Source organism: Streptomyces sp. NPDC090022, from assembly GCF_044748145.1.
Lineage (GTDB): Bacteria > Actinomycetota > Actinomycetes > Streptomycetales > Streptomycetaceae > Streptomyces.
Window position 1 is genome coordinate 1 of sequence record NZ_JBIVFN010000039.1, and the last position, 25,040, is coordinate 25,040.

A 25,040-nucleotide genomic window follows, 5' to 3' on the forward strand; every position below is an offset into this window, starting at 1 on the left:
GTCTCCCCGGCCCATTCCCCCTGCATGCCAACAAGACTGGCCCCAGCTCCACCGAGCCGGGGCCAGAACAGCAGATTTTCAGCAGCCTTCTAGGCCGGACCGTTCGCCGCGGGCAGGGGCATCGCCCGGGCACGGGCACGCGGTCTTTCGGGCGGGCCCGGTGTCCGGCAGGATGCGCGTCGCACCGGAACGTCCGCCGGACGCCGTCCGGAGGGGCGGTGCCGCGCCCGGGAGGGGGCCGTGTGGCAGCAGGGGACCAGCAGGCGCAGCGGGACGCGTTCTACCGCGACCCCTATCCGCGCTATGCCCTGGCCCGCGGGGCCGACGGTCTGACCTGGGTGCCGGAGGTCGACGCCTGGCTGGTCGCGCGGGACGCGGACGTACGGGAAGTGCTGCGGCGTGCCGAGGACTTCTCCTCCGCCAACGCGCTGCTGCCCGACGTACCCCTCTCGGAGGGGGCGCTCGGCGTCCTTCCGCGGGGGTTCGGGCCGCGGCCGACCGTGGTGTCCTCCGACGGCGCGGCCCACCGTCGCTACCGGATGCCGCTGAACCGCGGGCTGTCCTCGGGCCGCGTCGCGGCGGTGCTTCCGTACGCCCGCGAACAGGCGCACGCGCTGGTGGGGGAGTTCCTCGGCCAGGGCTCGGCCGAGTTGGTGGAGGCGTACGCCCGCCGGCTGCCCGGGCTGGTCATCGGCCGGCTCATCGGGTTGGACCCCGCTGATGTCCCCGCGGCCGTGCGGGGAGGCTACCGGGCCGAGGAGCTGTTCTTCCGCCCCCTGTCCCCGGCCGGGCAGATGGCCGCCGCCGAGGAGGTGGTGGCGCTCCAGCACCTGCTGGACGGGTACGTCCGCGACCGGCGGGCCCGCCCCCGCGAGGACCTGTGCACGGACCTGGTGGCGGCCCTCGCCCCCGGGGACGGCGAGTTGAGCCTCGAACAGCGCCACGAGCTGGTGGCCAACCTGCAGAACCTGCTGATCGCCGGCTTCCTGACGACGAGTGCGCTGATCTCCACCGCGCTGCTGCATCTGCTCGCGGACCGGGAGCAGTGGTCGCTGCTGTGTTCCGATCCGGCGCTGATCGGGGCGGCCGTGGAGGAGTCCGCCCGCTTCGACCCGGCGATCCAGGGCTTCCGGCGGGTCACCACGCGGCCGGTGACCCTGGCCGGCACGCGGCTCCCGGCGGGCGCGACCGTACTCGTGGCCTACGCGTCGGCCAACCGGGACGGGGGCCGCCACCCGGATGCCGACCGGTTCGACATCCGGCGCCCCGCGGACCGGCGGCACCTCGCCTTCGGCCACGGGCCGCACAACTGCCCCGGCGCCCGGCTGGCGCGTGCGCAACTCCACCTGACGCTGGAGCTGTTCTCCGGGACCCTGCCCGGTCTCCGGCTGGACGGGCGGCGCCCGGCGCCGTCGATGCGCCCCACCCTCATCCACCGCTCCCCGGAGACCCTGTACGTGACCTGGTGAGCCACCGGCGGGCACGGGCCGGATGGCCGGGGATTCCCTGCCCGCGGATCCTGCGGAGCACCGGGTCCGGAACGTATGATCAAGAAATGTCTGACGCAACCGAGACCACGCCCGGCTGGCTGACCACGGACGAGCTGGAGACGGCCCGGGCCCGGATGCCGATCCTCTACGTGGAGGCCGTGCCCGTCCGCGTGGACGAGAGCGGCCAGGTCACCAGCATCGGCCTGCTCCTGCGCATCGGACCGGACGGCACGGTCAACCGCACGCTGGTGTCCGGCCGCGTCCTGCATCACGAGCGTATCCGTGACGCGCTGCTGCGCCATCTGGAGAAGGACCTCGGCCCGGTCGCGCTGCCCCGGATCCCCGCCTCGCTCCAGCCGTTCACGGTCGCCGAGTACTTCCCCACCGTGGGCGTCTCCTCGTACCACGATCCGCGTCAGCACGCCGTGTCCCTCGCGTACGTCGTGCCGGTCACCGGTGACTGCCGCCCGCGGCAGGACGCCCTCGACCTGGTCTGGTTCAGTCCGCAGGAAGCGGCCTCCCCGGCCGTCCAGGACGAGATGCCGGGCGGCCACGGAGTGCTGCTGAAGCAGGCACTGGCCCACATGGGCCACATCTACTGACGCGACGCCCGGAAGTCGTCGGAACGGGAGACACCTCTCATGTCATCTGCTCGTCAGCAACGCCCTGGCATACGGCGCTCGGCCGCGCCCGCCTGGGCGGCGGCCGCGCTCGGGCTCGCCGTGCTCGGGGTCACCGCCGTGGTGCCGTCCGCCCCGGCCGCGGCGACCGCGGGGACGGTCACGGCCTCCGCCGCGGTGGGGTCCCAGACGACCACACCGTTCGCCGCCGGCAGCGAGGGCTACTCCTGCTTCAGGATCCCCTCGCTGGTCACCGCGCGCTCCGGCGCCCTTCTCGCGTTCGCCGAGGGCCGGGTCAGCGCGTGCAGCGACATCGGGCACAACGACATCGTGATGAAGAAGTCGACGGACGGCGGGAAGACCTGGGGGCCCCTGACCGTCGTTGCCGGAGCGAACGACGACGACGCCCACGGGAACCCCTCACCGGTCGTCGACGCCGTGACCGGCCGCGTCTCCCTGCTGTACGCCACCAGCGACTGGAGCCGGAACCCCGACGGCAGCCTCAACCGGGGCGTCCGCAGCCTGCGGGTGGCGCACAGCGTCGACGAAGGGGCCGCGTGGCAGAACGGGGCCTCGCTCGGCCACCTGAAGCCCGTGGACTGGACCTGGGTCTCCACCGGACCGGGCCACGGCATCCAGCTCGGCCGTGGCGCGCACCACGGCCGGCTGGTCGTGACCGGTGACCATGCGACCACGGACGGGAAGGCGGGCGGCCAGCTGTACTACAGCGACGACGGCGGACTGACCTGGACCCTCGGCGCGCGCTCCGACGTCGAGAAGAGCACCGCCCACCCGGGTGAGCTGACCGTCGTGGAGACCACCGACGGCGGCCTGTACGTGAACGCGCGCAGCTCGGCCAGGTGTGAGACCGACCAGCACCGGCTGGCGACCACCAGTGCGGACGGCGGCGCGACCTTCGCCGCGCCGTTCACGCCCGTGGCCGGCCTCGACACCGTCCCGGTGTTCGGTTCGCTGCTGCGGATGCGCGCCAAGGACATGGGGGGCGCCCGGGACCGGCTGCTCTTCTCGGCCCCGGCGCGCCTGGGCCCGAACACCCTTGAGGACCGCCGGGAGTTGGCGGTGCGCTCCTCCTTCGACGAGGGGAAGACCTGGCAGACCGTCGGTACGCTGGTCACCGCGGGCCGGTCCGGCTACTCGGACCTGACGCTGTCGGCCACCGGGACCATCGGGGTGCTGTACGAGAACGCCAACAACATCCCGCACAGCAATGTGAGCTTCACGTCCTTCTCCGAGGCTCACATGGACGCGGCCCAGCAGGAACTGCGCCTGCCGCGCACCTCGGACACGGGCCCCAACAACTACCGCAACCATGCGCTCGTCCACGGCGGGGCTCAGCTCACCGACCGCGGCTCCGGCAAGGCGATGGGCCTCGACGGCCAGGACGACTACCTGCGGATCGTCAGCTGTTCCCCGTCGCTGCGCCTGGGCAAGGGCGACTTCACCGTCACGGCGTGGTTCAAGCACTCGGCCACGGGCGGCGGGCTCCCCATCATCTGGGGGTACGGCATGGGTGACAAGGTCCGCCAGTTCTGGCTGAAGGCCGAGCCCGGCAGGAACCAGCTGCGCGCCGCCATCAGCACCGGCGACGGGTACGCGGAGGTGAGGACCACGTCCTCCCACAACGACGGCAACTGGCACCACGCCGTCTTCAAGCGCCAGAACGGTCAGCTCGTGCTGTCCGTCGACGGGGGCCAGGAGTTCACCGCGGCCGCCCCGGCCGGGGACATCACTCCGCCCGACGACTTCACCGTCCACGTGGGTGCCCGGCCCGACTTCCCCAACCAGCCGGTGGGGGTCACCGAACTCTTCAAGGGCGGCCTCGACGACGTCCGGATCTTCGGCCGCGGGCTGACGACGGAGGAGGCCGCCGCCGTCCGGGGCGGCGCACTGGACGTGGCGGGCGATCAGGAACGTCTGCGCCTGGGTTTCTCCACCATCTGGTAACCGTCCGCGCGGTAGCCGATACGGAAGCGGTTGCGCACGGGGCGAGCACCGTCGGCAATGGCCGGTTCCGGACTGGCCCGACGGTGCGGGGCCTGTGATCATTCCGCGCATGTCCGCCTTCAGCGCCCACATGGAGAACCACGCGCCCTCGTACGTCGCGCTCGCCGCGGTGCTGGCCACCGTGGCGGCGGGATGGCTGCACGCCGACAGCATCCTCGACACGGGGCGCGCCCAGGCCCGCAGCACCGTGGAGGCGGCCCGCACCCAGGCGGACGGGCTGAAGGAGACGGCACGCGCCAACGAACGGATCGCGCGGTACGGCGAACTCGTGCAGGCGTCCCACCGCGTGCGCTTCCTGATGGAGCGCCACGAGCGGCTCGGTGACGCTGCCAAGCGGGACCCCGGCACGGTCGAAGCCCTGCGTACCGGCACCGACGAGCTCGCGGCGAAGGCCGCCTCGGCCGCCGTCATCCTGGGCGGACACCCGGACCAGGAGGTCCGGAAGAACGCCCACGGCATCGCCTTCACCCTGCCGCACGCCCTGCGGTGCCTGGAAACGGGTCTGCCGGGCAACGACACGAACGGCTACCGGGTCGACTACCCTGGCCGGGGTCTGACGTCCTGCACCGACCTGCGCAGCTGGCTGGCCGAGCACGAAAGCAAACTCGCCGAGAATCCCCCGGCCCTCCCCTGAGGAAGTGGGCGTGGTGGTGAAAGAGTTGCCGTGAAAGAGGTGCAGAACCGCCTCACCCGTCTCCTGGCCGACGCCGTGAGAGCCGACGTCGTGCCGGAGGCCTGTCCGGACTGGCTACGGCGGCCGGGGCGGACCGAGTGCCGCGCCATGTGGGAGACGGTCTCGGTGATGTACGGCGCCCTCACCGGGCTGGTCCTCCCGGAGCAGGCCCCTCGTCGTGAACGGCGCAGCCTGGACGTCCTGCTGGCCTACGAGGACGGGCAGCGCCAGATTCTGGAGGTCGACGAGAAGCAGCACTTTACGGGGGCCCGCGCCCTCACCCTGGAGCACTATCCGGCAGGGACGGAGCTCGGCTTCGACGCCGCTCGATGGCTGGCCCGCTCGCGGGCCCTCTCCGGGCGCGAACCCGGCGGTGGTTTCGCCCGGCCGAAACCACCGCTGTTCCCCGGAGACGGGGGCCGTCATCGCCAGCGTGCCTTCCGGGACGCGCTGGCGGATCTCCTGCCGTCCCAGCACGGTTGGCTCCCGACCCTCCGGGTCAGCGATACGGAGGTCACCGCCCTCGACTCCGCACCCGATGCGGCCGCCTCGCTCAGGGCGCTGCTCCACGGACGCGGCGTTCCGGCCTCTCATCTTCACGGCGGCTCCTCCCCGACGGACCCGGGACGCGCCGGGCGCGGGGATGCGGGTCAGGCGGCGAGATCCTTGCCGCGGACGTGGCGCAGGCCGGCGAGGTCGGCGTGGTAGAGCTCGCCGTCGTCGTTGTCCGCGACGTTGCGGCGGGCGGCGCCTCCCCCTGCCAGGCCGCGGAAGAAGGCCCGCAGCCAGTAGTACGGCTGGAGCGGCAACCAGCACAGCCCGCACAGCCAGCGGTACACGGTCCGCCAGAACCCGGGGCGCTCCCCGTCGGCGGCCCGGACCACCCGTATCCCGGTGATCAGCTTGCCGACGCTCGCCCCGCACAGCAGCGTCAGGAGGACCTGGTTGACGAAGGAGACGCCCATCAGCAGGGCCAGGGCGGTCAGCGGCCTGCCGTCCTCACCGCGCGCCAGCAGATACGGGCCGGCCACCGCCACCGTGAGGTCCACCGTCGCGGCCAGCAGCCGCCGCCCCTCGCCCGCGGGCCGCGGTACGCGCCGCTGCGGTGCGTGCCCGGGGGACCACGGCTGCTGCGCGTACGGGGTTCCGTAGGGGGTCCCGTACGGGGTCCCGTGAGGGGTCGCGGGGCATACGGCGACGCGGGCGGCTGCGGGGCGTACGGCGACCCTGATGCCTGCGGGGCGTGGCCCTGGCCATGGGCCGGATACTGCGGGTGGTGCGGGTACCCCTGATCCATCGGTGGCGTGCTCATGCCCACATCATGCTGCACCGGTGCAGGTGAAGGGGCCCGGCCCGGCCCCGGGCCGGGCCCCGGGAAGCCGGTCAGGACCCGGCGCCCCAGACGACGAGCTCACCGGAGAACGAGCCCGTGGCGGTGTCGAACGCTCCGACCCTGATCGCCGCGACCCTGCCCCCGCCCGAACTCACGCAGAAGCGGTCCCCCGTTCGGATCGGGAAGGACTGCGCCCGCTGAGTGGAGATCAGCTCCGCGCAGCTCTGCCGGCCGGGGGCGGCCTCACCCCGCCAGCGGGCGATACCGGCCCCCGGCAGGACGTAGATCGTGTGCTGCGGTCTGTCACCGGTGTCGTAGTTCACGTAGAAGCTCGCCCCGGTGTTGTTGGGCAGCGACTTCGGTTCGCGCGCGTCGAGATCGATGTACGTCAGCCCTGTGGTCCCCGACCAGCCCGGGGCCGTGTCCGCGACGGCCGAGGGCGTGACCTGCGGGGACCGGGACGGTGCGGCGGCGGAGGCGACCGGCGGCTGGGCGGGCAAGGCGCCGGCGCCGGTGCCCCCCGCCGGATCGTCCCGCCCGAGCACCGCGACCGCGACCGCGGCGGCCACCGCAGTGGCCGCGACCGCCGCGACGGCGGCGAACACCGCCGTACGCGAGCGCCGTACGTGGAAGTGCTGCTCGGTGACGTGCTGGTCCCGGCCGGCCTGGAAGACCCGTGCCCGACCGGACGCCCGGGCATCCGAGCGACTGCCGCCGTGCTCGTCCGTCATCGCTCGCTGATGTGCTGGTCCCGCCCCGCCTGGTATACACGGGCGTTCCCCGTCGCCCGCGCGGTCATCCGGACCTCGCCCACGTCGGCCGCCCGCTGCGCGGACGACCCGCCGACCTCGTCCAGGAGCGCCCTGAGCATCCCGGCGATCTCCGGGTTCTCGACCAGCAGACGGCGCACGCGCCCCTGCCACTCCGCGCGCAGCTCGGCCTCGGACAGCTCGTCGCTTCCGGACCGGGCGGCGAGCAGATCGTCCCGGCTGGCGTCGAGATCGGTGCCCACCGCATCCGCCCGCTCGGGATACACGCGCCGCCACACCGCGACGACGCCGTCCCGCAGCCGCGGCCACGCGTCCGTGGCGGCCGAACTGATGATGGCGGCGGACGCCGCCTGTGCGAGCTCGTTCAACATTGCCCCCTCCATTGACACTTCCGGAAATGGTATGCCAACACACCTGAGCGGGCGGTTCGTGCTGCCGCGGTGCGGCCGAGAAGGGCGTTCGGCGACCTTCGGGGCCGGGCATCTAACAGAGCAGGACCGCACAGAAGCGGTCGCGACCGCGCCATCCGTCTCATCGAGGTGATCCGAGGGAGGTAATTCCCTTACGGGGTGCGGGAGTCCGGCTTTCGGCCCGGCGTCCGCGCCCCCTACGATTCAATGGCCCCACGGCGTCGGCGGGGGTGCCGGGTGAGGTGCGTGGGCCGGGAGGGGGAGAGGCTGTGGCGACATCCGGACGCGTCCGGTCCTGGCGGCTGCCGGAATCGTTCCCGGCCATCGTGGCCGGCGGGCTCGGCACGCTGGTGACCGGCGTGACGATCGGCCTGCTCATCGACCCGTCGGCGCTGGTCGGCACCAGCGCCTACCTCTTCGGCACGGGATTCCTCCTCGCCGTCGGACTGTACGGTTCCACGTACTCGATCGACCTGAGGGCGTTACGGGCCGATCTCTCCGGTGTCGTGGCGGCGGTGACGCTCGGCGTCGTCCTGAAGGCGTCCCTCATCGCCGGCGTGATGGTGCTGGCGTTCGACCGGCCCGAGTACCTGGTGCTCGGCATCGCCGTGGCCCAGATCGACCCGCTGTCGGTCGCCGCGCTCGGCAAGGGCGACCGCATGTCGCCGCGCGCCCGTTCGCTGCTCACGGCATGGGCGTCGTTCGACGATCCGATGACGGTCCTGCTGACGCTGTACGTCGCCGCCTACGCGTATACGAGATCGGGGCGCGAGGGCATGCCGGCCGTCGCGGGCGGCGGCGCCGACGGCTACGTGCACGGCCTCGCGCTGAACGCGGCGCTGCTCGCCGGGGTCCTGCTCCTGTGGTGGGCCGGGCGCAGGGGCCTGCGGGCGGCGGCGGGTTCGAGGGCGGCGGCGGGGGCGCTCGCGGGCACGCCGCTGGGCCGGCGGACCGGGGCCGTCCTGACGGGAGTGCTGGTCGTGGCGACGCTCGTGCTCGCCGCGAGCGGCATGCTGATGCTCGCCGTGGCGCTGGCCGGTCTGGTCGTCCGTACACCGGCGTTCGACAAGGTCGTCGACGGAGCCGTCGCCGGTGCCTATCTGGCCGCCTCCCTCGCCCTCGGGCTCTTCCTGGCCCAGGGGGTGTCGCTGCTGCCCGGACTCGTCCTCGGCGTGACGGCGTTCGGTGCGCAGGCGGTGGTCGCCCTGGGGGTCATGCCGGTGTTCGTCAAGGGGCTGGAACGGCGGGACAGGGCAGCGCTCGGGCTGGGCCAGCAGAACGGCATCACGGCCGTCCTCATCGCGCTCGCCCTGGAACCCGATTTTCCCGGCACGGTCTCCGTCGTCGGTCCCGCCGTCCTCACCGTCAACCTGCTGCACGCCACGTCGCAGGTGCTGCTGACGGGGGCGCCGCGCCGGTGGCGGGGTCGCGGCCGGGGGGAACCCGACACCGGCGAGGAGCGTCCCCGCGACCAGGGGAAGCCCGAGCCGTTGGCGCGCGAGCCGTTGCCGGACGGGCGTCCTGGGGGCTGAACGCGGGCCCGGCCGGGGCGGAACACGAGGGTGTCACGCGGGCGCCACGGGCGTGGCAGGGGAACGGGCCGGGAGACCGGCGGGGCAGCGACGGGCCGGGGAGGGTGCGCATGAGGCAGTGGACGGGGCGCGGAGGCGCGAGGGCGGGGTGGCGGAGGATCGCGGTCGGCGCCGCCGCCGGGGCGGCACTCCTGCTGACGGCCGCCACCCCGGCGTTCACCGTGCCGTCCGGGTCCGGGTCCCGCTCCAGCTCCGGGTCCGGGTCCGGGTCCGGGTCCGGGTCCAAGGAACGTGACGTCCAGCTCGTGTACTGCCTCGACACCGCGCATCGCGCGGACCTCGTCGCCGCGGGGCTGCGTCTCGGCCTCCTCGAACCCGACACGTCGACGGCGGCCTCCGTGACACCCACCGCCGACGGCGCCGCCGCCATGACACCGGAGACCTGGGCCGACCGGCATCGGGACGACTTCGGCCGGGCCTGCGCCGCGCTGATGGGGGCGGCCGCCGACTCCCCGGGCGCGGGGGGCGAGGCCAAGAAGGACGACGGCTGGCTCACGACGTTCCTCGCCGCCCTGCCCGCGCTCGTCCTCGGCGCCCTGCTCACCCTCGGCGGCCAGGCCTCCGAGCGGCTCTCCACGGAACGGCGCCGGATCGGACAGCAGTTGGACGCCTCGACCGCCGCCTACCGGGCCGCCGCGCGGGAGTATCTGAGGGCCTACGAGGACGATGCGCAGGCGGACCACACGGCGGTGGTGACCGCGCGCGAGGCGCTGGACTCGGCCCTCGCCCAGGTCGACGCGCCCGGCGCGCGCCGCAGCCGGGCCCGGTTCCTGGCCGAGACGCTGCCGCTGGCCGGGCCCCTGCCCGAGTTCGTCGACGGCGAGCGGCTGGGCACGGACGCGCGGGGACAGCAGGCCCGGGACACCCGCCGGTCGGTGGACGAGGCGCTGGGCGGCGTGTCGGATCTCAACAGACGTGCCCTCCAGTGGAGATGGCGTACCGTACGCGAGCGGCTGTCTCGCACGGACCGGGGAGCGGCCGTATGACGGTGCCCAACCAGCACAACCCGTACGGCGTGCGCGTGCCGACGAAGAAGCAGGGTCTGAAGAACGTCGCCTCCCCGCCTCGGGACGATCACCCCCTGGTGCCCTGGAGCGAGGCGGGTCACAGCGAGCAGTGGGTGGACGTCGATCACGCCAAGGCCCAGGTGGACGTCTTCCGCAAGTGGCTGGACACCCTCCCGGAAGTCGTCGACGGCGGTGTCGACCACGGGTGCCTGGTCGTGGTCACCGGCCCGATCGGCATGGGCAAGACCAGTCTCATCCACCGGTGCGTCCACGAGGCGCGGGAGTACATCGGCAGGCTGAACCCGGAACCGCCGCTGAAGCACTTCGTGGCGATGACGGCCGGCTACGGCAACAACGGCCGCGCCATCAGCACGGACGACGACGGCAACTTCGCGCCGACCCGGCTCATCAACTCCAGGATTCTCAAACAGATCGTCGGTGAGCTGCGCAAGCAGCAGACCAAGGTCGACGCCGGGCTGCCCAAAGAGCCGCCGGGGGACGCGTTCACGACGATCAGCGAGCTGCTCGAGGCCCAGGACGCTTTGCTGTTCGTCATCGTGCCGCACATCGCCTGGAAGGACACGGGCGCGCGAACCCGCTTCCTGAAGACCTGTCTGAGCCATGCGCGGAGCCGGATCGTCCTCTTCGTCGAGGTCAGTCTCGGGGAGGCCGAGGAGGCACGGCACGTGACCAGGGAGCTGCGGCACCCAGCGGTCACCCATCTCGCGCTCGGCCACCTCAAGGACGAGGACAGGGTGACCTTCCACCAGAGCGCCCGCTCGGGCCACCCCGACCCCGACGCGTCGCTGCTGACCGGGTGGGAGCCCACCGACGTACGGGAGTTGCGGCAGGTGTACCACGCCGTGGCCGAACACCAGATACGCAACGAACAGCCGGTCCGCATCACCGCCGAGCACCTCAGACAGCAGGCGGAGGCCCTCAACCAGGAGGCCAGACGCCGCCTGCTCGGCGAGCCGAGCCCCGACCCGGACCCCGAACCGGCCCCCGACCCCGACCCCGACCCGGACCCCGCCCCCGACCCGTCGGGCGGATCCCCGCCACCCTACGGATCCTGACCCACGTCCCCACACCTGCCCGCCGCCCGGATCGCATCATTGGAAACACGAGGAGTGCCCGCCGTGGCCCCAGACAGTGGAGACATCATCTGGCACAGCAACCCGTTCCCCCTGACCCCCGTCGTGCGCCTCGGGCCATCCTCCGGCCTCGGGAACGCGCCCGTCGAGCGGGCGGACTCGGGCAACGCGACGGTCTCCACCCCCACCACGGAGGACCTCTCCCGGCTGGTCGACGACTATTTCGCCGACCAGCCGGGCGGAGGCCGCCGGGGCCGGGTGATCGCGCTGGTGGGCGAGTTCGGGCTGGGCAAGAGCCATGCGCTGCGCAAGGTCTCCGACGACCTGGGCGGGCTGCCGGAACCGCTGACGCTGTGGAGCATGGACGAGCCGGTGCAGGACATGGGACGGATGTACCGGGACCGGTTACGCGGCCCGGGCGACACCCCTCAGGGCCAACGGCGCTTCGAGAAACTCGTCCACCGCTACTACACCTACGTGATGGCCAACCGCGTGGCCGCCCAGGGCCACGATCCGCGCCTGGGCGGGCTGGACGAGATCGCGTCGGCGCTGCGGGCCGGCAGCCTCGACCCCGACAAGGTCGTGTCGGCGCTGCGCTACGACCCCGAGGTGATCCATGCGGACCTGCGCCGCGCGATGGGCTCGGTCACCGAGCACCGCCGGTTCGCCACCGCACTGGCGCTGTTCCAGGATCCGTCGTTCACCCGGATGGTGTGGGAGTGGCTGCGCGGTGAGGAACCGGCCGAGCCGCTGCGCGAGCGCGGCATCACCGAGGCCATCGGGCCCTCCGCGGGGACGAGCGGCCCGGAGCACATCAACGCCGGCATCGACCGGGTCTTCGACGCCCTGGCGGTACAGGCGGTCCTGCACGGCACGGTCAGTAGCCCGTACGCACTGCTGATCGACTCCCTGGAGAAGGTCCTGGAGTGGCGTGAGGACCACTTGCGCACCTTCATGGACGCGTTCGAACGGCTCGTCAACATCTACGCCAGCCAGGGCGGTCTGCTGGTCTTCTGCGTGTCGCCGCGGGGGCTGCGCGAGCTGCGGCCGAGTGTGCACGAGCGGCTGGTGCAGCTGTGGCCGGCCGCGTTCGACGAACGCCTCACCGGACAGCTGGTCGCCGCCTACGTCGCGGCGGGCGGCGGGTCGGGCGGGGGCACCGGCACACCTGCCGGCCCGTCCACCGGCCCGAACGCCGAACCGTCCGCCTACCCGACCGCCGGCCCGTCCTTCGGTCCGTTCGACCGGGAGGCGATCGGGCTGATGCACGAACTGACTGAGGGCGTGCCCCGGGAAGTCCTCAAGACCTGCCGCCAGGCGTGGCAGATCGCCGAGGACCGGGACCGCGCCCGGGAGGACGGTTCGGAGGGCGGCGTACGGCGCGTGAGCGCCAGGGACGTGCTGCTGGCGGTGGGCCGGCTGCACGAGCAGGTCTCGCGGCGTCACATCGTGACGGACGTGCGCAAGGCCCTGGACCTCGGGCAGTGGCGGATCGCCTCGCGCGACCCGGTCCCGGACCGCCTCTCGTCCCCGCCCGGGACCCCCGAGGAGGTGCTGCACTGGCTCTCCCCCGGCCCGAACGCCTACCTCGCGGTGCTCCTGACCAACTCCGTCCTGGTCGCCGACGACGCCGAGCGGATCGCCGCCCAGGTCCACAGTCTGCGCAGCGCGGTCAGCCCGGGCCGGTGCGAGGTGCTGCTCGTGGTCAGGGGCCATGTGTCGCACACCATGCAGGACCGTCTCGGGCGTTCGATCGGCTCGCGGCCGCTGGTGTACGAGCAGCGGGACTTCCCGCGTACCGTGGACGCGGCGCTGCGCAAGCTGGGCACGCGGCTCTCGGACGGCCGCCGCGAGGAGGGCCTGGTCCAGCTGGGCGAGCGCATGCGGCGCGACCTCGAGCAGCAGACCGCCGAACTCGCCGAACTGCGCCGGGTGATGAACACCTGGGTCCCGGAGCTGCGATCGCGTGCCTTGGCCCCCGGCGGGGCGCGGACCGCCCCGTCCCCGGGCGGGCCGACGGCGGTCCTCGACCACCCGCCCGGGCGGGAGCCCGACCCCGAACCGGTCGCCGCGGATCTTCCGGGAGCGGTACGGCACCGGTTCCACGAGGCGCTCGAGGTCCTCGACACGGTCACCCGGCGCATCGCGGGGAGGGCGGCCGAACGGCACCCCACCGCGACGCAGAAAGACCTCGGTGTCCTCGGCTGCGCCACCCTGGTGCGGGCACTGACCGAGCACTTCCGCGGCTCCGTGGCGGCCTGGCACCGGTCCGCCGCGCGGGGCGCCCCGAGTGACTTCCAGTGGGGTGAGCTGCGGCGGATCTGCCGGGAGTACGAGAGCGCGGTCGAGGTCCTCCCGACGCATCTGCTGGGCAGCCCGGGCCCGCCCCACCCGCTGACGGCGGCCCGTACGGTCGAGGTGCTCGCGGAGGAGGTGTGGTCCGCGCTCAGCGCGGCGGCGGTGTGATCCCCCGGACGGCGTCGGCCAGCCGCATCAGCTGTCGGTCGGCGTTGCCGACCTGGGTCTGGTCGAGGGTGACCCCGACGAGGAACTCGCGCGGCGAGATCCAGACGAGGTAGACCGCACCCTCCTGCACGTCCAGGACCAGCCGCTCGACGGCCGGACGGCCCGGGTCCGCCGGGGCGACGAGGTTCAGCGCGTCGGTGAGGCGGACCAGGTGACCGCGCAGGCCCCGGGACAGATCCCGGTAGGCGCTGCGCCGGGTGCGCACGCTGACGTTCATGAACTTGTGGCCGAGGTCGGGCGATTCGAAGACGTCGCCCGCGCACACCAGCGTCCAGTCGCGGTAGTAGGCGGCGTAGTGGAGATCGGTGGTGTTCACATGGCCGGTCCACCGGGCGCGCAGGCCTTCCTCGTACCCGGGATCGGCGGGCGCGGCCGTGCCGAAGTCGACGCGCAGGGGGTCGCGTACGCCGTCGACGGAGGACAGACCGGGCTTGGCCTTGCGGTCTCCGCCCGGCAGTTCGTCGGACAGCCGGTGCACCTCGACCCGGATCCGGGTGACCAGATCGTTCAACACGCCGTCCATGAGGTCGACGTTGCCGGCGTCGTCGGCGATGGCCGCCAGGTACTCCCCCGGCTTGACGCGCCCGCCCCACAGGCCGCCCCTGCCGTGGGCGACGACCGTGCGCATCAGCTCTCCGGTGCCCAGCGGCAGCAGCAGCGCGTTGACGTCCTGGGAGCACAGCAGCAGCCGGCTGCCGGGCAGGGACTCCTCCTCCGCCGCGTCGCCGGGGTCGGTGACCATGCTGCTCAGCGGGTGCCGGTCGGTGCGGCCGACGACGAAGTCGAGGATGCCGTTGCTGAAGTGGGACAGCGATCTGATCCCGCCGGCCCCGGTCACCGCCTCGACGCACAACGCGGTTATCCTGCCGTGCCGTTCGGGACGCCAGTGGTGTTCCTTGAGCGTCTCGGTGAGCTGCGGTGCCGGGGCTGCCACGGTCCACTCGCCTTTCGTTGTACGACGGGAGGCTTCCAGATTGCTACGGGGTCGCGTCCGCTTCCTACAGGTCCGGCAGCTCCAGGTCGATGTCGAAGCCCGACGGCGGGGCCGGGCGGTCCGTGTCGGCACCGGTCAGCCGGGCGTGATGGGCCCGCACCCGCCGCCCGTCGGGGCGGTGTGCGACACCGAGGTCGCGCAGCCTGGACAGGGCGCTCTCGGCGAGTACGACGGCTTCCTCCCGCCGGCCGGCGGCGGCGAGGGTCGCGGCGAGCGAGTTCTCCGCGGCGGTGACCCAGGCGTGGGCCTGGCCGAGCTTGAAGGTGAGCCGGTCCACGGCGTTGCGGCCCAGGCTCTCCGCCTGCGCCAGGTCGCCCGTCGCCCGGAGGTACACCCCGTGCCGGACGTTGCTGAGCGCCGTGAACGGGTGGCCCACGCCGAACCGTTCTCCCAGCACCTGCCCGCACAGCCGGGCCTGTGTCTCCGCCTCGTCCGCCTTGCCGAGGGCGTGCAGGTCGGCGGCGTAGCTGAACTGGCAGCGCAGGGTGTCCAGGCTTTCGAGCCCGAAGCGGTTGACGTACAGCCGCAGGGCGCGCAGGTCGCGCTCGTGGGCCATCTCGTAGCCGTAGCGGGGGTCCCGGACGGCGGGGAAGCCGTCGGCGAGGCGGCGCTCGCTGGCGGCGAGGCCGACCTCGGTCCGCAGCCGTGGTCCGTCCCAGACGTCGCCGTGCCGGCGCAGCCGCTGGCGCAGCAGGTCCCGGGCCTCGCCGTCGCGCCCCGTCGCCCGGTAGAGGTAGGCGAGCAGGTCGGTCATGCCCCAGGCACCCGGGTCGTCCTTGCCGCCGACGGCCTGCCGGTGGCGGAAGCGTTCCTGGAGCCGGGTGAGGGCGGCGCTGACACGTCCCGTGAGCGCCTCGGTGAGGGCGAGGTTGTACTCGGCCTGCGCGGTCGCCGGGTGATGCCGTCCCAGCAGCAGGGTCAGGCCCTCCACGGAGGGTCTGACCTGGACCAGCGCGTCGCCGAACCGGCCGAGGGCGCGCAGGGTCGCGGCGTGCGAGTCGGCCGAGAGCAGGGTCCGGGGGTGGACGAGGCCGAGGAGTCTGCGGTGGCCGCGCAGCGCCTCCTGGGAGAGTTCGCGGGACTTCTCGTGCGCCCCGGACAGCCGGTGGGCGCGGGCCGTCAGGTTGAGCAGCCGCAGGTACTCGGGGCTCTGCTCGTCGCCCTCGTCGCGCCACGCCTCCCGGGCCTGGCCGGCGATGTCGAGGAGGCGGGTGAGGTCGGCGCTCTCGCCGCGCGAGCCGAGCGACTGGAGGTGGCGGAGCAGTGAGCGGCGTACCCGGGGCCGGGTGTCCTCCCACAGCCTCAGGCTGTACACCTCGCGTGCCCAGTCGGCGGGGAGGTCCTCGTCGTGTCGCGCGTACTCGGCGAGGACGCCGCGCAGGACCCACTCTATGTACTGCCGTGCCTGGGGGTCCATGTCCTCGCGGATCAGGTCGCGCAGCGCGTGGTGCTGTGCGAGGGGCTGGGCCTCGCTGTCGAAGTCGACGTCGAGCAGGCCGACCCGGGCGAGCGACCACAGGGCGACGCTCACCATGTGCTCGTCGGGCAGTTGCACGTCGTGGGGTCCGCGCAGCGCGTTGTCGCCGCCGTCGCCTCCGCCTCCTGCGGTGCCGCGGGGTTCCGAGGAGTCGTCATGGGCCAGCTCGGACAGGATACGGCGCGAGCGCAGCAGTTCCAGGCCCATGCCGCGGCCGGTGAGCAGCGACGCCGCCCCCAGCAGCCAGCCGAGCGCGTCGTGTGCGGGGCTCTCCGTGCGCCAGGCGGCGGCGCCCGGGGTGCCCTGCGCGAACTGACGGGCGACGCGCACCATGACGGCGACCGGGGTGACGGCTCCGGTGGTGCTCACGCGCAGGAGTTCGGTCTTGGCGGCGCGGAAGGCGTCCAGGAGGTCGGCGACGGCGGCCGCGGCGGCCGTGTCGGGCGGCATGTGGTCCTCGCGGCGGTGGGTCGCGGCCCGCTCGGCGAGGCAGCGGGCCGCCAGATGCAGCGCCAGCGGGACGAAGTCGACGACGCTGCCGACCTGTTCGGCCTGGTCTGGGCCGAGTTCGGGGAGCCGTTCGGCCAGCAGCTCGCCGCATGTGGCTCCGGTCATGGGGGGCATCGCGGTGGCCGTCAGGTAGGGCGGGGGGCCGTTCCCGGGCTCCTCCTCCGCGGGGGCGACACGGCTGGTGATCAGCAGGTGGCCCCGCTCGTGCGGGACGGGGAGCAGTCCGTTCAGTTCGGCGGGGTCGGGCGCGCCGTCGTACACGATCAGCCAGCTCTCCGCGTCCGGGTCGGGGCGCGAGAGGCGGTTGAGGAGCCGGGAGATGTCGCCGTCGGCGGGGGCCGCGCCGAGCCGGCCCTCGGCCGTGCCCAGTTGCGCGGCGAGCCTCGTCAGACCGCGGCGCAGGCGCTGCGGTTCCCAGGAGCGCACCCACCACACCAGGTCGTACGCGCCGCCGTAGCGGTGGCACAGCTCCCGCGCGGTCTCGCTCTTGCCCCAGCCGCTGGGGCCGTGCAGCACCAGCCCGGCGCCGTTGCCGCCGGCTTCGCGCAGCTGCTCCTGGAGCGAGACGAGCAGGTCGTCGCGGTCGATGAAGGCGCCGGCGCGCGCGGCGACGTTGGTGATCTCGGGCAGGCGCGGGAAGCCTACGCTCCGGGCGCCCTCGCGGGGCCGGTCGGGACCGAGGCCGAGTCCGGCGCAGAGGATCCGCAGTGCCTCGTCCTCGGTGGCCGCGCGCAGGTCGATGCGTTCGTGGTGCGCCGCCTCGGCGTGCGGGAAGGGCTCGTCAACCAGGACGATCCGCACGTCCGTGTGGGACAGCGCGCCGATCTGGGCCAGGAGGGTGTCGTCCCCGTCGCCGGGCGAGAGGAAGAGCAGGGCGGTGCCGCGCTCGGGCCGCTCTCCCATGTAGGCGTCGACCCGGCGCAGTTCGGTGCTGATGCCCCGTTCGTCGAGCCGGTCGCGCAGCCAGGCCGCCCAGGGGACGTAGCGCCCCGAGTGGACGACGGTGACGCGGGTGAGCCGCGGCGCGCGGCGGACCCGCAGCCAGTCGGCGAGCTGTTCGTAGTACGGGCGCAGGCCCACGACGGTGCCCGCGTCCTCGGTCTCGACGGCGAGGGCGCGGCTGTCCAGGTAGAGGGGGTTGTACGGGATCTCGAGGAAGGGGTACTCGCGTTCGCCGCGGGCCTGGGCGAGCGCCGAGAACTTGCGGCGCACCCGTTCGCGCCCCTCGCGCAGCCGGTCCCCCACCCCGACGTCGCTCCTGAGCCCGAGGGTGAGCAGCCGTACGGGCCGGTCCGCGCGGCCGCCGGTCAGGTCGTCCGCGAGCGCGGCGACGCCGTCGACGGACCATGCGGTGAGCGCGAAGCAGAACACGAGCGCGTCGGCGGACTCCGCCAGTCTGCCGAGCACCTCGGCGCCGGGGTCCTGGGGCACCGGCGCCTCGATCAGGACGTGGTCGTAGCGTGCCGCGACGGGGTCGCCGCCGAGCGCGGCGAGCGCGTCCGGGGTGGCGGGGGCCGCGACGGTGACCTGCCCTGCCACCGGTTCGGGCACAGTGGCGGGCTCCGCCGGCTCCCCGGGGCGGCCGTCGACGAGCAGCACGCTGCGGTTGCGTTCGGCGAGGATGTCGGCCGTGTTGCGCAGGGTGGTGCTCAGCCCGAGGTTCTCGGAGGTGGTGAAGAAGACGGCGAACGAACCCACATGGTGCTGGGGGTTGGCGTCTGGCATGACCTCTCCGCTCGGCGGGGTGGCAGCGAATACAACTGGGCATAACGGACATTCAGGGGGTCAGTATAGGCCCCGGCCCGCCCTGATCCCGGTCGGCCGCGCGCGGGATCCGACCGGCGGGGCGGGCGGCAGCCCTGCCACCCCGGCCGTCCGGACGCGCCCCGCGGCCGGGTGCGGTCACTGGCTCTCCTTGTGCCCGGTGACGAAGGGATCGCCGGCCGTCTCGTGCACCCGCCGCAGCAGGGCACCGAGCACGGAGTCGGGCAGGGCGGCGATGTCGTCGGGGGTGAGCGTGGCGATGTCCAGGACGACCGACTCCGCGTCGGATCCCGGGGGGACGGGAGAGGTGCTCTCGGCGACTGCCATGGTTTCCACTCCGTGAGTCGCGGCGGACCGGGAGGCCGGTGTCCCCTCCAGGGTACGCCGCCGCCCGTCCGCCGGGCAGCCGCCGTACGCGCCTGTACTGCTCCAACTTCACTTCCAGTGCACCCCGTTGGCTCGTTAGCGATGTTGACGCCCCGCACACCGCAGCCGAATATTGGCCGAACGAGTGCGCACGAGACCGGTGCGCGACGGATCGGCGCACGCTTTCGGGGGGAGCGGATGGGTCGACCCCCACTGCGCCCCGGCGAGCCGGCCTGGCCGAGGGTGACCGACGTGCGGGCGCGTGAGGCGGCGGGGTGGGTTCCGCTGCCGCTGCACTCCTTCGTCCTCAAGGTGCACAGCCGCTGCGACCTGGTCTGCGACTACTGCTACATGTACCGCTCGCACGACACGAGCTGGCGCGCGCAGCCGCGGGCCATGGCCCCCGCCACGGTCATCCGCACGGCGGAGCGGATCGCGGAGCACCTGTCCGCGCACGGACTGACCGAGGCGGGCGTGGTCCTGCACGGCGGCGAGCCCCTGCTGATGGGCGACGAGGCGCTCGCCCGCACCGTACGGGTCCTGCGCACCACCGTCGGCCCCGACGTGCGGCTGCACCTGTCCCTCCAGACCAACGGCGTCCGGCTGACGGAGGAACGCCTCGACCTCTGCGGGGAGTTGGGCCTGCGGATCGGGGTGAGCACCGACGGCGGACGCGCCGCCCACGACCGGCACCGCAGGAGCGCCGACGGACGCGGCAGCCACGACCGCGTCCGCACCGCGCTGCATCTGCTGGCCACCGAGCGCTACCGGCCGCTGTTCGGCGCGCTGCTGTGCACGATCGATCTGCGCAACGATCCCGTGCGCACCTACGAGGAGCTGCTCGTCCACCGGCCGCCGGCCGTCGACTTCCTGCTGCCCCTGGGCAATTGGCACACGCCGCCGCCCGGTCTCGACCCGACCGGCCGCCGCACCCCGTACGCGGACTGGCTGGGACGGGTCTTCGAGCGCTGGTACGGCGCCCCGGTGCGCGAGACGGGCGTACGCCTCCTCGAGGATCTGATGGCACTGCTGCTCGGTGCCACGCCGCAGACCGAGGCCCTCGGGCTCGCCCCGGTGCGCTATGCCGTGGTCGAGACCGACGGCTCCCTCGGTCAGGACGACGCCCTGCGCACCGCGTACGACGGGGCGACGCGCACCGGACTCGACGTGCACCGCCACTCCTTCGACGAGCTGCTGCGCCATCCGGGGATCGCGGCCCGCCAGTGGGGCGCCGACGGCCTGAGCGCCACGTGCCGCACCTGCCGCCTGCACCCCGTGTGCGGCGGCGGCCACTACGCCACCCGGCACCGCCACGACACCGGATTCGCCAACCCGAGCGTGTACTGCGCGGACCTGGCGGCGCTGATCGGCCGGGTACGGGAGCGGCTGGCCCACGACGTGCCGGGCCCGACCGGCGGCCCCGGGTCGCCGACGGAGGCCGTATGACTCCGTCGCCGCATCGGCTGCCCGGAGCACTGTTCGACGGGATCGCCGCCGGCGGCGGCGGGGCGGAGGCCCTGCGGCTGCTGGCCCGCGCCGAGCACAGCCGGCGTCTGGCCTGCCTGTACGCCGTGCAGGCCGCCGCCCGCGCGTCAGGGGGCACGGTGGCGCGGCGGGCGGGCCACGCCTGGGAGTTGCTGGCCGCGGCCCACCGGGCGGATCCCGAGGCGGCGGCCGCCGTCCTGACGCATCCGGCGGCCGGGCCCGTGCTGGTCTGCCTGCTGCGGCAGCTGACGCGGCGGCCGGTGCCGGGCGGTCCGCCGCTCCACTGGCTCACGGCGCTCGCCGCGGCGGCGGCGGTCCGGGCCCGGATACCCACCCTGGTGCGGTGGCCGGTCGCGGAACCGGGCTCCTGGGTGCCGCTGCCGTCGCTCGGCCGGGCGTGCTTCCCCGGAGCACGTCCGGGGGATCACGCAGAACTGCGCGTGGAGGGCGACGGGCGGGCCCTCCTCACCGTCGTGGACGCCGCGACCCCGCAGGTCCCGGTCGCGGTGCCGGTCCACGGCGACCCGTACCGCGCGGCCGGCCGGTGGCGGGGCGCACACCTGCTGACCACGTTCGACACGGGCGCTCCACTGGAACTCGACACCCTCGACCCGCCCGCCTTCCCGGCGGCCGCGGGCCGCCCCGGCGGTCTCGACGCCGACGAGACCCACCGGTGGGCGTCGCGCGCACGGGAGGCCACCGAGCTGCTGCGCCGCGACCATCCGGAGTTCTACGCGGAACTGGCCGCGGGCCCCCGGCTCCTGGTACCGCTGCCCGGTACGGGACGGGGCAGCGTCAGCGGCAGCAGCGCGGAGACCTTCGGCTCCATGGCCCTGTCCCTGCCGTCGAACGGCACGGTCTTCGCGGCGACGATGGCGCACGAGATGCAGCACAACAAGTTCGCGGCGCTGCTGCACCTCTTCGACCTGTTCGAGGAGCGGCAGCAGGGGCCCGAGGCGCTGTACTACGCGCCCTGGCGCCCCGACCCGCGCCCGCTGGTCGGCCTCTTCCACGGAGCGTACGCGCATCTCGCGGTGGCCCGGTTCTGGGGCAGGCGCGCGGAGGCGGAGCCGGACCCGGGCATGCGCTCCGACGCGCAGACCCGGTTCGCCCGCTGGCGTTTCGCCGCCCGGGAGGCGACGGTGGTCATCCTGGACTCCGGCCGGCTCACCCCGCTCGGCACCCGGTTCGCGGGCCGGATGCTGGAGACCCTCGACGCCCTGTGCCGGGCGCCCCTCCCGGCCGCCGCCGTCCGCCGCGCCGAAACGGCGGCGCGGGCCCACCGGGAGGCCTGGCCGGGGGCGACGGGAAGTGTTCGGGCGCTGCCCGTCTGACGGACCGTCCGCGCCGGGCGCCCGACGCAGCCGACCTGCACGACGCGGTCCGGGGCGGGATGCGTTGTAGTCGCCCCGGACCCCGCGCGGTCACGCCGAGTCGGTGCCGGCCGGCCGGTCGGTGCCTGCGAAGTGCCGGGACGACTTCGCCTCCTGGGCGAGCCGGCGCAGGGCCAGCAGGGCGGGTTCGAGGAGGATCGAGACCAGCACGGCGCGTTCGGCCTGGGCCAGCACGTCGCGCTCGCCGCTCATCTGCCGGATGTCGACGTCGGCGATGCTGTCGGCGAGCCGGGCGTACGGCATCAGGCCCCGCCAGTCGATGTCCGCGCCCAGGCCGGCGAGTGCGGCCAGGACTTCGGCCAGCGTGTGCGTGGCCGGATTGCCCGGGGAGACCTCCCACCCCATCTCGGCGATCAGCGTGCGGGCGTCGGCCAGGCCTGCCGGCTCCGGCTGTGGCTCCGGCTCGGTCCCGTCGGCGGGCTGCGTACCGGCGTCCGCTCCCCTCCTGGTCGGACGTACGCCCAGCGCGATGCCGAAGACCTGGTGCAGATCGTCCTGTTCGGCCGTGATCGCGTCCAGGATCTCCTTCGTCGCGCTGGTCGACAGGCCGCGCGTCCCGATCAGCGTGCGGATGAACCGGAGCCGGTGCACGTGGTCCTCGCCGTAGTCGGCCTGGTTGGACGCGGTGGCCCGGCCCGGGGGCAACAGCCCTTCGCGCAGGTAGTACTTGATCAGCGACACCTGTACGCCGGTGCGCCTGCTGAGCTCGGAGACCTTCATCCACTCACTTCCTCGGCAACGGACAATGGATAACGCTATTATCCGTTCGCGCGGCCCGAACACGATCGACCGACCGACGAACCGACCGACCGAGAGGGCTCTCTCCCATGTTCGGCACACTCATGCTCATCGCCGTTCCCACCCTGCTGTTCCGACTGCTCGGCGCGTTCGGCGTCGGACGGTTCGCGACCTGGAGGGTGTCCGTCCTGCACGGTCTCGCCGTCATGCTGGTGTTCACGGCGAGCGCGCACTTCGTCCCCTCCGCCCTGGGGCCCATGCCCGGCCACGACGATCTGGTCGCGATGGTCCCGCCGTTCGTCCCCTTCCCCCGCCTCGCGGTCTACGTCACGGGGGTCCTCGAACTCCTCGGCGCCGCCGGGCTCGTCCGCGAGAGCACCCGGCCGATGGCCGGGCTCGGCCTCGCCGTGCTGTTCGTCCTGATGCTCCCGGCCAACATCCACGCGGCCGTCGAGCGGATCCCGTTCAACGGCGAGCCCGCGACGCCCCTGTGGTTCAGGGTTCCCGAACAGGTCCTCTTCATCGCGGTCGCGCTGTGGGCGTACCTCCCGGCGCGTACGGCGGCTGCCCGCCGCTCGCCGCGGGCAGGGGCGCGCGTGTGAAGTGCCGTACCCGGAGCGGCTCGAGGAGGTAGTCGTCCTCGCCCGGCAGCACCACCGGCTGATCCCGCCAGTGCTCGCCGGCGTAGCCGACGAGGTCCTGCTCGCTGCGCCAGCGGCTGACGTAGATCAGCGCGTCGGGCGGCGCGAGCAGGACCTCGTGGTCCACCAGCCCGGGGTGGCGGCCGGGGAACTCCGCCACCGCGGAGACGATCATGTCGCGGAACGCCTCGAACCGGTCCGGCCGTACGCGCGCCTCACTCACCCTGATGATCACGGTGCCCAGGGTGTCACGCACCCGGAGGCGGCGCCAGCCGGTGCCGCGTCGAACTCGTGCGTATGGGCACCAAGTGGTCCTCGGCCGGGCCCTGTTGTCCGTCGGCCGGTGCGAGGGCGGCGAGCCAGAGCTGGATCTCCACGTCCCCGTCGCCGACCAGGACGTAGGACTGCAGGACGAGCCGTCCCTCGCCCGCCCGCCACACCGTGGACGACTCGCCGTCACCGGAGCGCAGGCACGGTCCGATGTCCGGGAGCGGCTCGCCGAAGCGGGCGGTGATCCTGTCGATCGCGTCGGCCTCGATCTCGCCGAACCGTTCCATCGCCCAGTCCTGGAGGAAGGAGAAGTCGTGCTGGTGCTCGGCGTAGAGGTAGGTCCGCGCGACCACGCTCATGGCGCCGAACGAGGTGCTGTCCACGTCCGGGTCGTCCTCCTCGGCCGGTTCGTACGGGTCCTCCCGGGACTCGAAGATCATCGAGCAGGGCTCGAAGCGGCGGGGCTCGGCGGCGAGCAGCTCGGCCGCGAGGTCGGCGACGTCCCGCTCCGGGGCGCCGGGGTGGACCAGGTAGGAGTGCGCCTCCTGGCAGTGGGCGGGCTCGACGCGCGCGAAGGTGCCCGCGGGTGCGGTGGTCTCCCACAGCGTCGTCCCGGTCCGGTCCAGCAGGCGCAGGGCGGCGCCGTCCGCGGCGGCCTCGACCCGGCAGACGTCCACGCCGTCGCGGTCCACGTGGGCGAGGCCGCCGTCGCGGGTGACGAACGCGGCGAGGCCGGTCCCGAAGCCGAACCCGAGGACCCAGCCCCCGTCGTCGGTGAGGGGCTCCAGGTGGTGGACGGGGATGAACCGTCCGTCGGAGCGCAGGACACCCCAGGCCCGCCCGGCGGGACGGCCCGCGGCGGCGGCGCGGACCTCCTCGGGGTCGTCCTCGTCGACGGGTTCGCGGCAGTGGGCCACCGCGGCCCCGGCGTCGTCGAAGTCCTCCGCCCACTCGTACTCCCGCGCGATGACCTCCTCCCCGGTGGCATCGAGGTAGCCGTGCGCGTAGCCGTTGTCGAAGCGGACCAGCCCGCAGCCGAAGTCCTCGGACATCCGGTTCCCCTGCGCCCTGATCACGAGTTCGCCGCGGGCGTCGAGGAAGCCCCGGCCGTGGTCGCCGAGGGCGAACGCCAGGCCGCCTGCGTCGAAGGGGTTGAGCATCGTGAAGGAGGGCTCGACGACCCATTCCCCCTGCTCGTCGATCAGGCCCCACAGGTCGCCCACGCGGACGGGCGCCGCGCCGCCGGGACCGAAGGGGCGCGCGCCGTCGAAGCGCGGCTCGATGACCGTCCGGCCCGCGCGGTCGACGTAGCCGCACCGTCCGCTGCCGGCCTCCCGTACGCCGGCCAGCCCGTTCGGCGCGAACGGCCCCGCCGCGGCGTACCGCGGGGGGATCACGAAGCGGCCGGTGGCGTCGATGTAGCCCACCGCGTCCTCGGACCGGGCGGCGACGGCCAGGCCGTGGCGGAAGACGTGGGCCTGCGTCAGGGTCGCCGGGATGACGGGGACGCCGTCCGTCCCGGCATAGCCCCAGCGGCCGTCCGCCGCCTGGAACCGGGAGAGTCCGTCGTCCTCGAACGCCTCGGTGTGGGCGAGCTCCGGTGCGGCCAGCCACCGACCGTGGTGGTCGAGGTAGCCGCACCGGCCCTCCGGGTCGGCGGCGGGGGCGACGAACCCGCCCCGGCCGTCCGGGTGGTACGCCCCGACCGCGCTCAGCTCCGGGGCCCGCACCAGCCGCCCGTCGGCGCCGACGAGGGCGTACCGCGTCCCGGAGCCGGCCGGACCGGCGCAGGGGACGACGTACGGCGGCGCGGCGTCGGCGGTGGTGGTGGGGCGGGACGGCATGGCGGGGCTCCTCGCGC

Annotated in this window: 21 protein-coding genes; 12 read left to right on the forward strand and 9 right to left on the reverse strand. The window is 73.8% G+C overall.

Annotated features, from left to right (window positions below; genetic code table 11):
* Nucleotides 1–242 precede the first annotated feature (242 nt).
* From ACIPXB_RS35730 to ACIPXB_RS35750, 5 genes are all read left to right on the forward strand, one after another.
* On the forward strand, nucleotides 243–1,469 hold the full coding sequence (locus ACIPXB_RS35730) for a cytochrome P450 (RefSeq protein WP_401456935.1): 1,227 nt from the start codon (nucleotides 243–245) through the stop codon (nucleotides 1,467–1,469).
* An 86-nt stretch (nucleotides 1,470–1,555) separates the two neighbouring features.
* Nucleotides 1,556–2,092 carry an NUDIX hydrolase family protein gene (locus ACIPXB_RS35735; RefSeq protein ID WP_401456937.1) on the forward strand — a complete coding sequence of 179 codons (537 nt, stop codon included), beginning with the start codon at nucleotides 1,556–1,558 and terminating at the stop codon, nucleotides 2,090–2,092.
* A 39-nt stretch (nucleotides 2,093–2,131) separates the two neighbouring features.
* Nucleotides 2,132–4,075, forward strand: coding sequence for an exo-alpha-sialidase (locus tag ACIPXB_RS35740; protein WP_401456939.1), 1,944 nt, complete (start codon nucleotides 2,132–2,134; stop codon nucleotides 4,073–4,075).
* A 109-nt stretch (nucleotides 4,076–4,184) separates the two neighbouring features.
* A complete protein-coding gene (locus ACIPXB_RS35745) occupies nucleotides 4,185–4,769 on the forward strand; it encodes a hypothetical protein (RefSeq protein WP_401456941.1) in 585 nt (194 codons plus the stop codon).
* 30 nt (nucleotides 4,770–4,799) lie between these two features.
* A complete protein-coding gene (locus tag ACIPXB_RS35750) occupies nucleotides 4,800–5,516 on the forward strand; it encodes a hypothetical protein (protein WP_401456943.1) in 717 nt (238 codons plus the stop codon).
* Here ACIPXB_RS35750 and ACIPXB_RS35755 read toward each other — a convergent pair.
* The 3 genes from ACIPXB_RS35755 to ACIPXB_RS35765 all read right to left on the reverse strand — a co-directional run bounded on the left by ACIPXB_RS35755 (nucleotide 5,459) and on the right by ACIPXB_RS35765 (nucleotide 7,282).
* Nucleotides 5,459–6,040, reverse strand: coding sequence for an RDD family protein (locus ACIPXB_RS35755; RefSeq protein WP_401457031.1), 582 nt, complete (start codon nucleotides 6,038–6,040; stop codon nucleotides 5,459–5,461). The two genes, ACIPXB_RS35750 and ACIPXB_RS35755, sit on opposite strands and share 58 nt — an antisense overlap.
* Nucleotides 6,041–6,191: 151 nt before the next feature.
* Nucleotides 6,192–6,872 carry a hypothetical protein gene (locus tag ACIPXB_RS35760; RefSeq protein ID WP_401456945.1) on the reverse strand — a complete coding sequence of 227 codons (681 nt, stop codon included), beginning with the start codon at nucleotides 6,870–6,872 and terminating at the stop codon, nucleotides 6,192–6,194.
* A complete protein-coding gene (locus ACIPXB_RS35765; protein WP_401456947.1) occupies nucleotides 6,869–7,282 on the reverse strand; it encodes a hypothetical protein in 414 nt (137 codons plus the stop codon). The genes ACIPXB_RS35760 and ACIPXB_RS35765 overlap by 4 nt, the downstream gene beginning before the upstream one ends.
* A 308-nt stretch (nucleotides 7,283–7,590) precedes the next feature.
* On the opposite strand from ACIPXB_RS35765, the gene ACIPXB_RS35770 reads away from it, so the two are divergent.
* From ACIPXB_RS35770 to ACIPXB_RS35785, 4 genes are all read left to right on the forward strand, one after another.
* Entirely contained in the window at nucleotides 7,591–8,853 is a 1,263-nt protein-coding gene (locus ACIPXB_RS35770; protein ID WP_401456949.1) for a hypothetical protein, read from the forward strand.
* A gap of 110 nt (nucleotides 8,854–8,963) precedes the next feature.
* The gene (locus tag ACIPXB_RS35775; RefSeq protein ID WP_401456950.1) at nucleotides 8,964–9,899 is read left to right on the forward strand and encodes a hypothetical protein; all 936 of its coding nucleotides are present in this window, start codon (nucleotides 8,964–8,966) and stop codon (nucleotides 9,897–9,899) included.
* Nucleotides 9,896–10,996 carry a hypothetical protein gene (locus tag ACIPXB_RS35780; protein ID WP_401456951.1) on the forward strand — a complete coding sequence of 367 codons (1,101 nt, stop codon included), beginning with the start codon at nucleotides 9,896–9,898 and terminating at the stop codon, nucleotides 10,994–10,996. The genes ACIPXB_RS35775 and ACIPXB_RS35780 overlap by 4 nt, the downstream gene beginning before the upstream one ends.
* A 63-nt stretch (nucleotides 10,997–11,059) precedes the next feature.
* Entirely contained in the window at nucleotides 11,060–13,480 is a 2,421-nt protein-coding gene (locus ACIPXB_RS35785; protein WP_401456953.1) for a hypothetical protein, read from the forward strand.
* Here ACIPXB_RS35785 and ACIPXB_RS35790 read toward each other — a convergent pair.
* The 3 genes from ACIPXB_RS35790 to ACIPXB_RS35800 form a co-directional block, all read right to left on the reverse strand.
* Nucleotides 13,461–14,474, reverse strand: a complete 1,014-nt coding sequence (locus ACIPXB_RS35790) for a hypothetical protein (RefSeq protein WP_401456956.1) — start codon at nucleotides 14,472–14,474, stop codon at nucleotides 13,461–13,463. The two genes, ACIPXB_RS35785 and ACIPXB_RS35790, sit on opposite strands and share 20 nt — an antisense overlap.
* Nucleotides 14,475–14,538: 64 nt before the next feature.
* Entirely contained in the window at nucleotides 14,539–18,246 is a 3,708-nt protein-coding gene (fxsT, locus tag ACIPXB_RS35795) for an FxSxx-COOH system tetratricopeptide repeat protein (protein WP_401456958.1), read from the reverse strand.
* Between the two features lie 177 nt (nucleotides 18,247–18,423).
* Nucleotides 18,424–18,612 carry a hypothetical protein gene (locus ACIPXB_RS35800; RefSeq protein WP_401456960.1) on the reverse strand — a complete coding sequence of 63 codons (189 nt, stop codon included), beginning with the start codon at nucleotides 18,610–18,612 and terminating at the stop codon, nucleotides 18,424–18,426.
* A gap of 237 nt (nucleotides 18,613–18,849) precedes the next feature.
* Between ACIPXB_RS35800 and ACIPXB_RS35805 the strand changes: the two genes are divergently transcribed.
* The gene (locus ACIPXB_RS35805) at nucleotides 18,850–20,097 is read left to right on the forward strand and encodes an FxsB family cyclophane-forming radical SAM/SPASM peptide maturase (protein WP_401456962.1); all 1,248 of its coding nucleotides are present in this window, start codon (nucleotides 18,850–18,852) and stop codon (nucleotides 20,095–20,097) included.
* Nucleotides 20,094–21,470 (forward strand): aKG-HExxH-type peptide beta-hydroxylase, encoded by a 1,377-nt coding sequence (locus ACIPXB_RS35810; RefSeq protein ID WP_401456964.1) that lies wholly within the window; start codon nucleotides 20,094–20,096, stop codon nucleotides 21,468–21,470. The genes ACIPXB_RS35805 and ACIPXB_RS35810 overlap by 4 nt, the downstream gene beginning before the upstream one ends.
* Before the next feature lie 90 nt (nucleotides 21,471–21,560).
* On the opposite strand, the gene ACIPXB_RS35815 is transcribed toward ACIPXB_RS35810, so the two are convergent.
* The gene (locus ACIPXB_RS35815; protein ID WP_401456965.1) at nucleotides 21,561–22,250 is read right to left on the reverse strand and encodes a MerR family transcriptional regulator; all 690 of its coding nucleotides are present in this window, start codon (nucleotides 22,248–22,250) and stop codon (nucleotides 21,561–21,563) included.
* 107 nt (nucleotides 22,251–22,357) lie between these two features.
* Between ACIPXB_RS35815 and ACIPXB_RS35820 the strand changes: the two genes are divergently transcribed.
* On the forward strand, nucleotides 22,358–22,870 hold the full coding sequence (locus ACIPXB_RS35820; RefSeq protein WP_401456968.1) for a hypothetical protein: 513 nt from the start codon (nucleotides 22,358–22,360) through the stop codon (nucleotides 22,868–22,870).
* On the opposite strand, the gene ACIPXB_RS35825 is transcribed toward ACIPXB_RS35820, so the two are convergent.
* Nucleotides 22,788–23,144 carry an antibiotic biosynthesis monooxygenase family protein gene (locus ACIPXB_RS35825; protein WP_401456970.1) on the reverse strand — a complete coding sequence of 119 codons (357 nt, stop codon included), beginning with the start codon at nucleotides 23,142–23,144 and terminating at the stop codon, nucleotides 22,788–22,790. The two genes, ACIPXB_RS35820 and ACIPXB_RS35825, sit on opposite strands and share 83 nt — an antisense overlap.
* Nucleotides 23,145–23,157: 13 nt before the next feature.
* A complete protein-coding gene (locus tag ACIPXB_RS35830; protein WP_401456972.1) occupies nucleotides 23,158–25,023 on the reverse strand; it encodes a WG repeat-containing protein in 1,866 nt (621 codons plus the stop codon).
* Nucleotides 25,024–25,040: the final 17 nt, after the last annotated feature.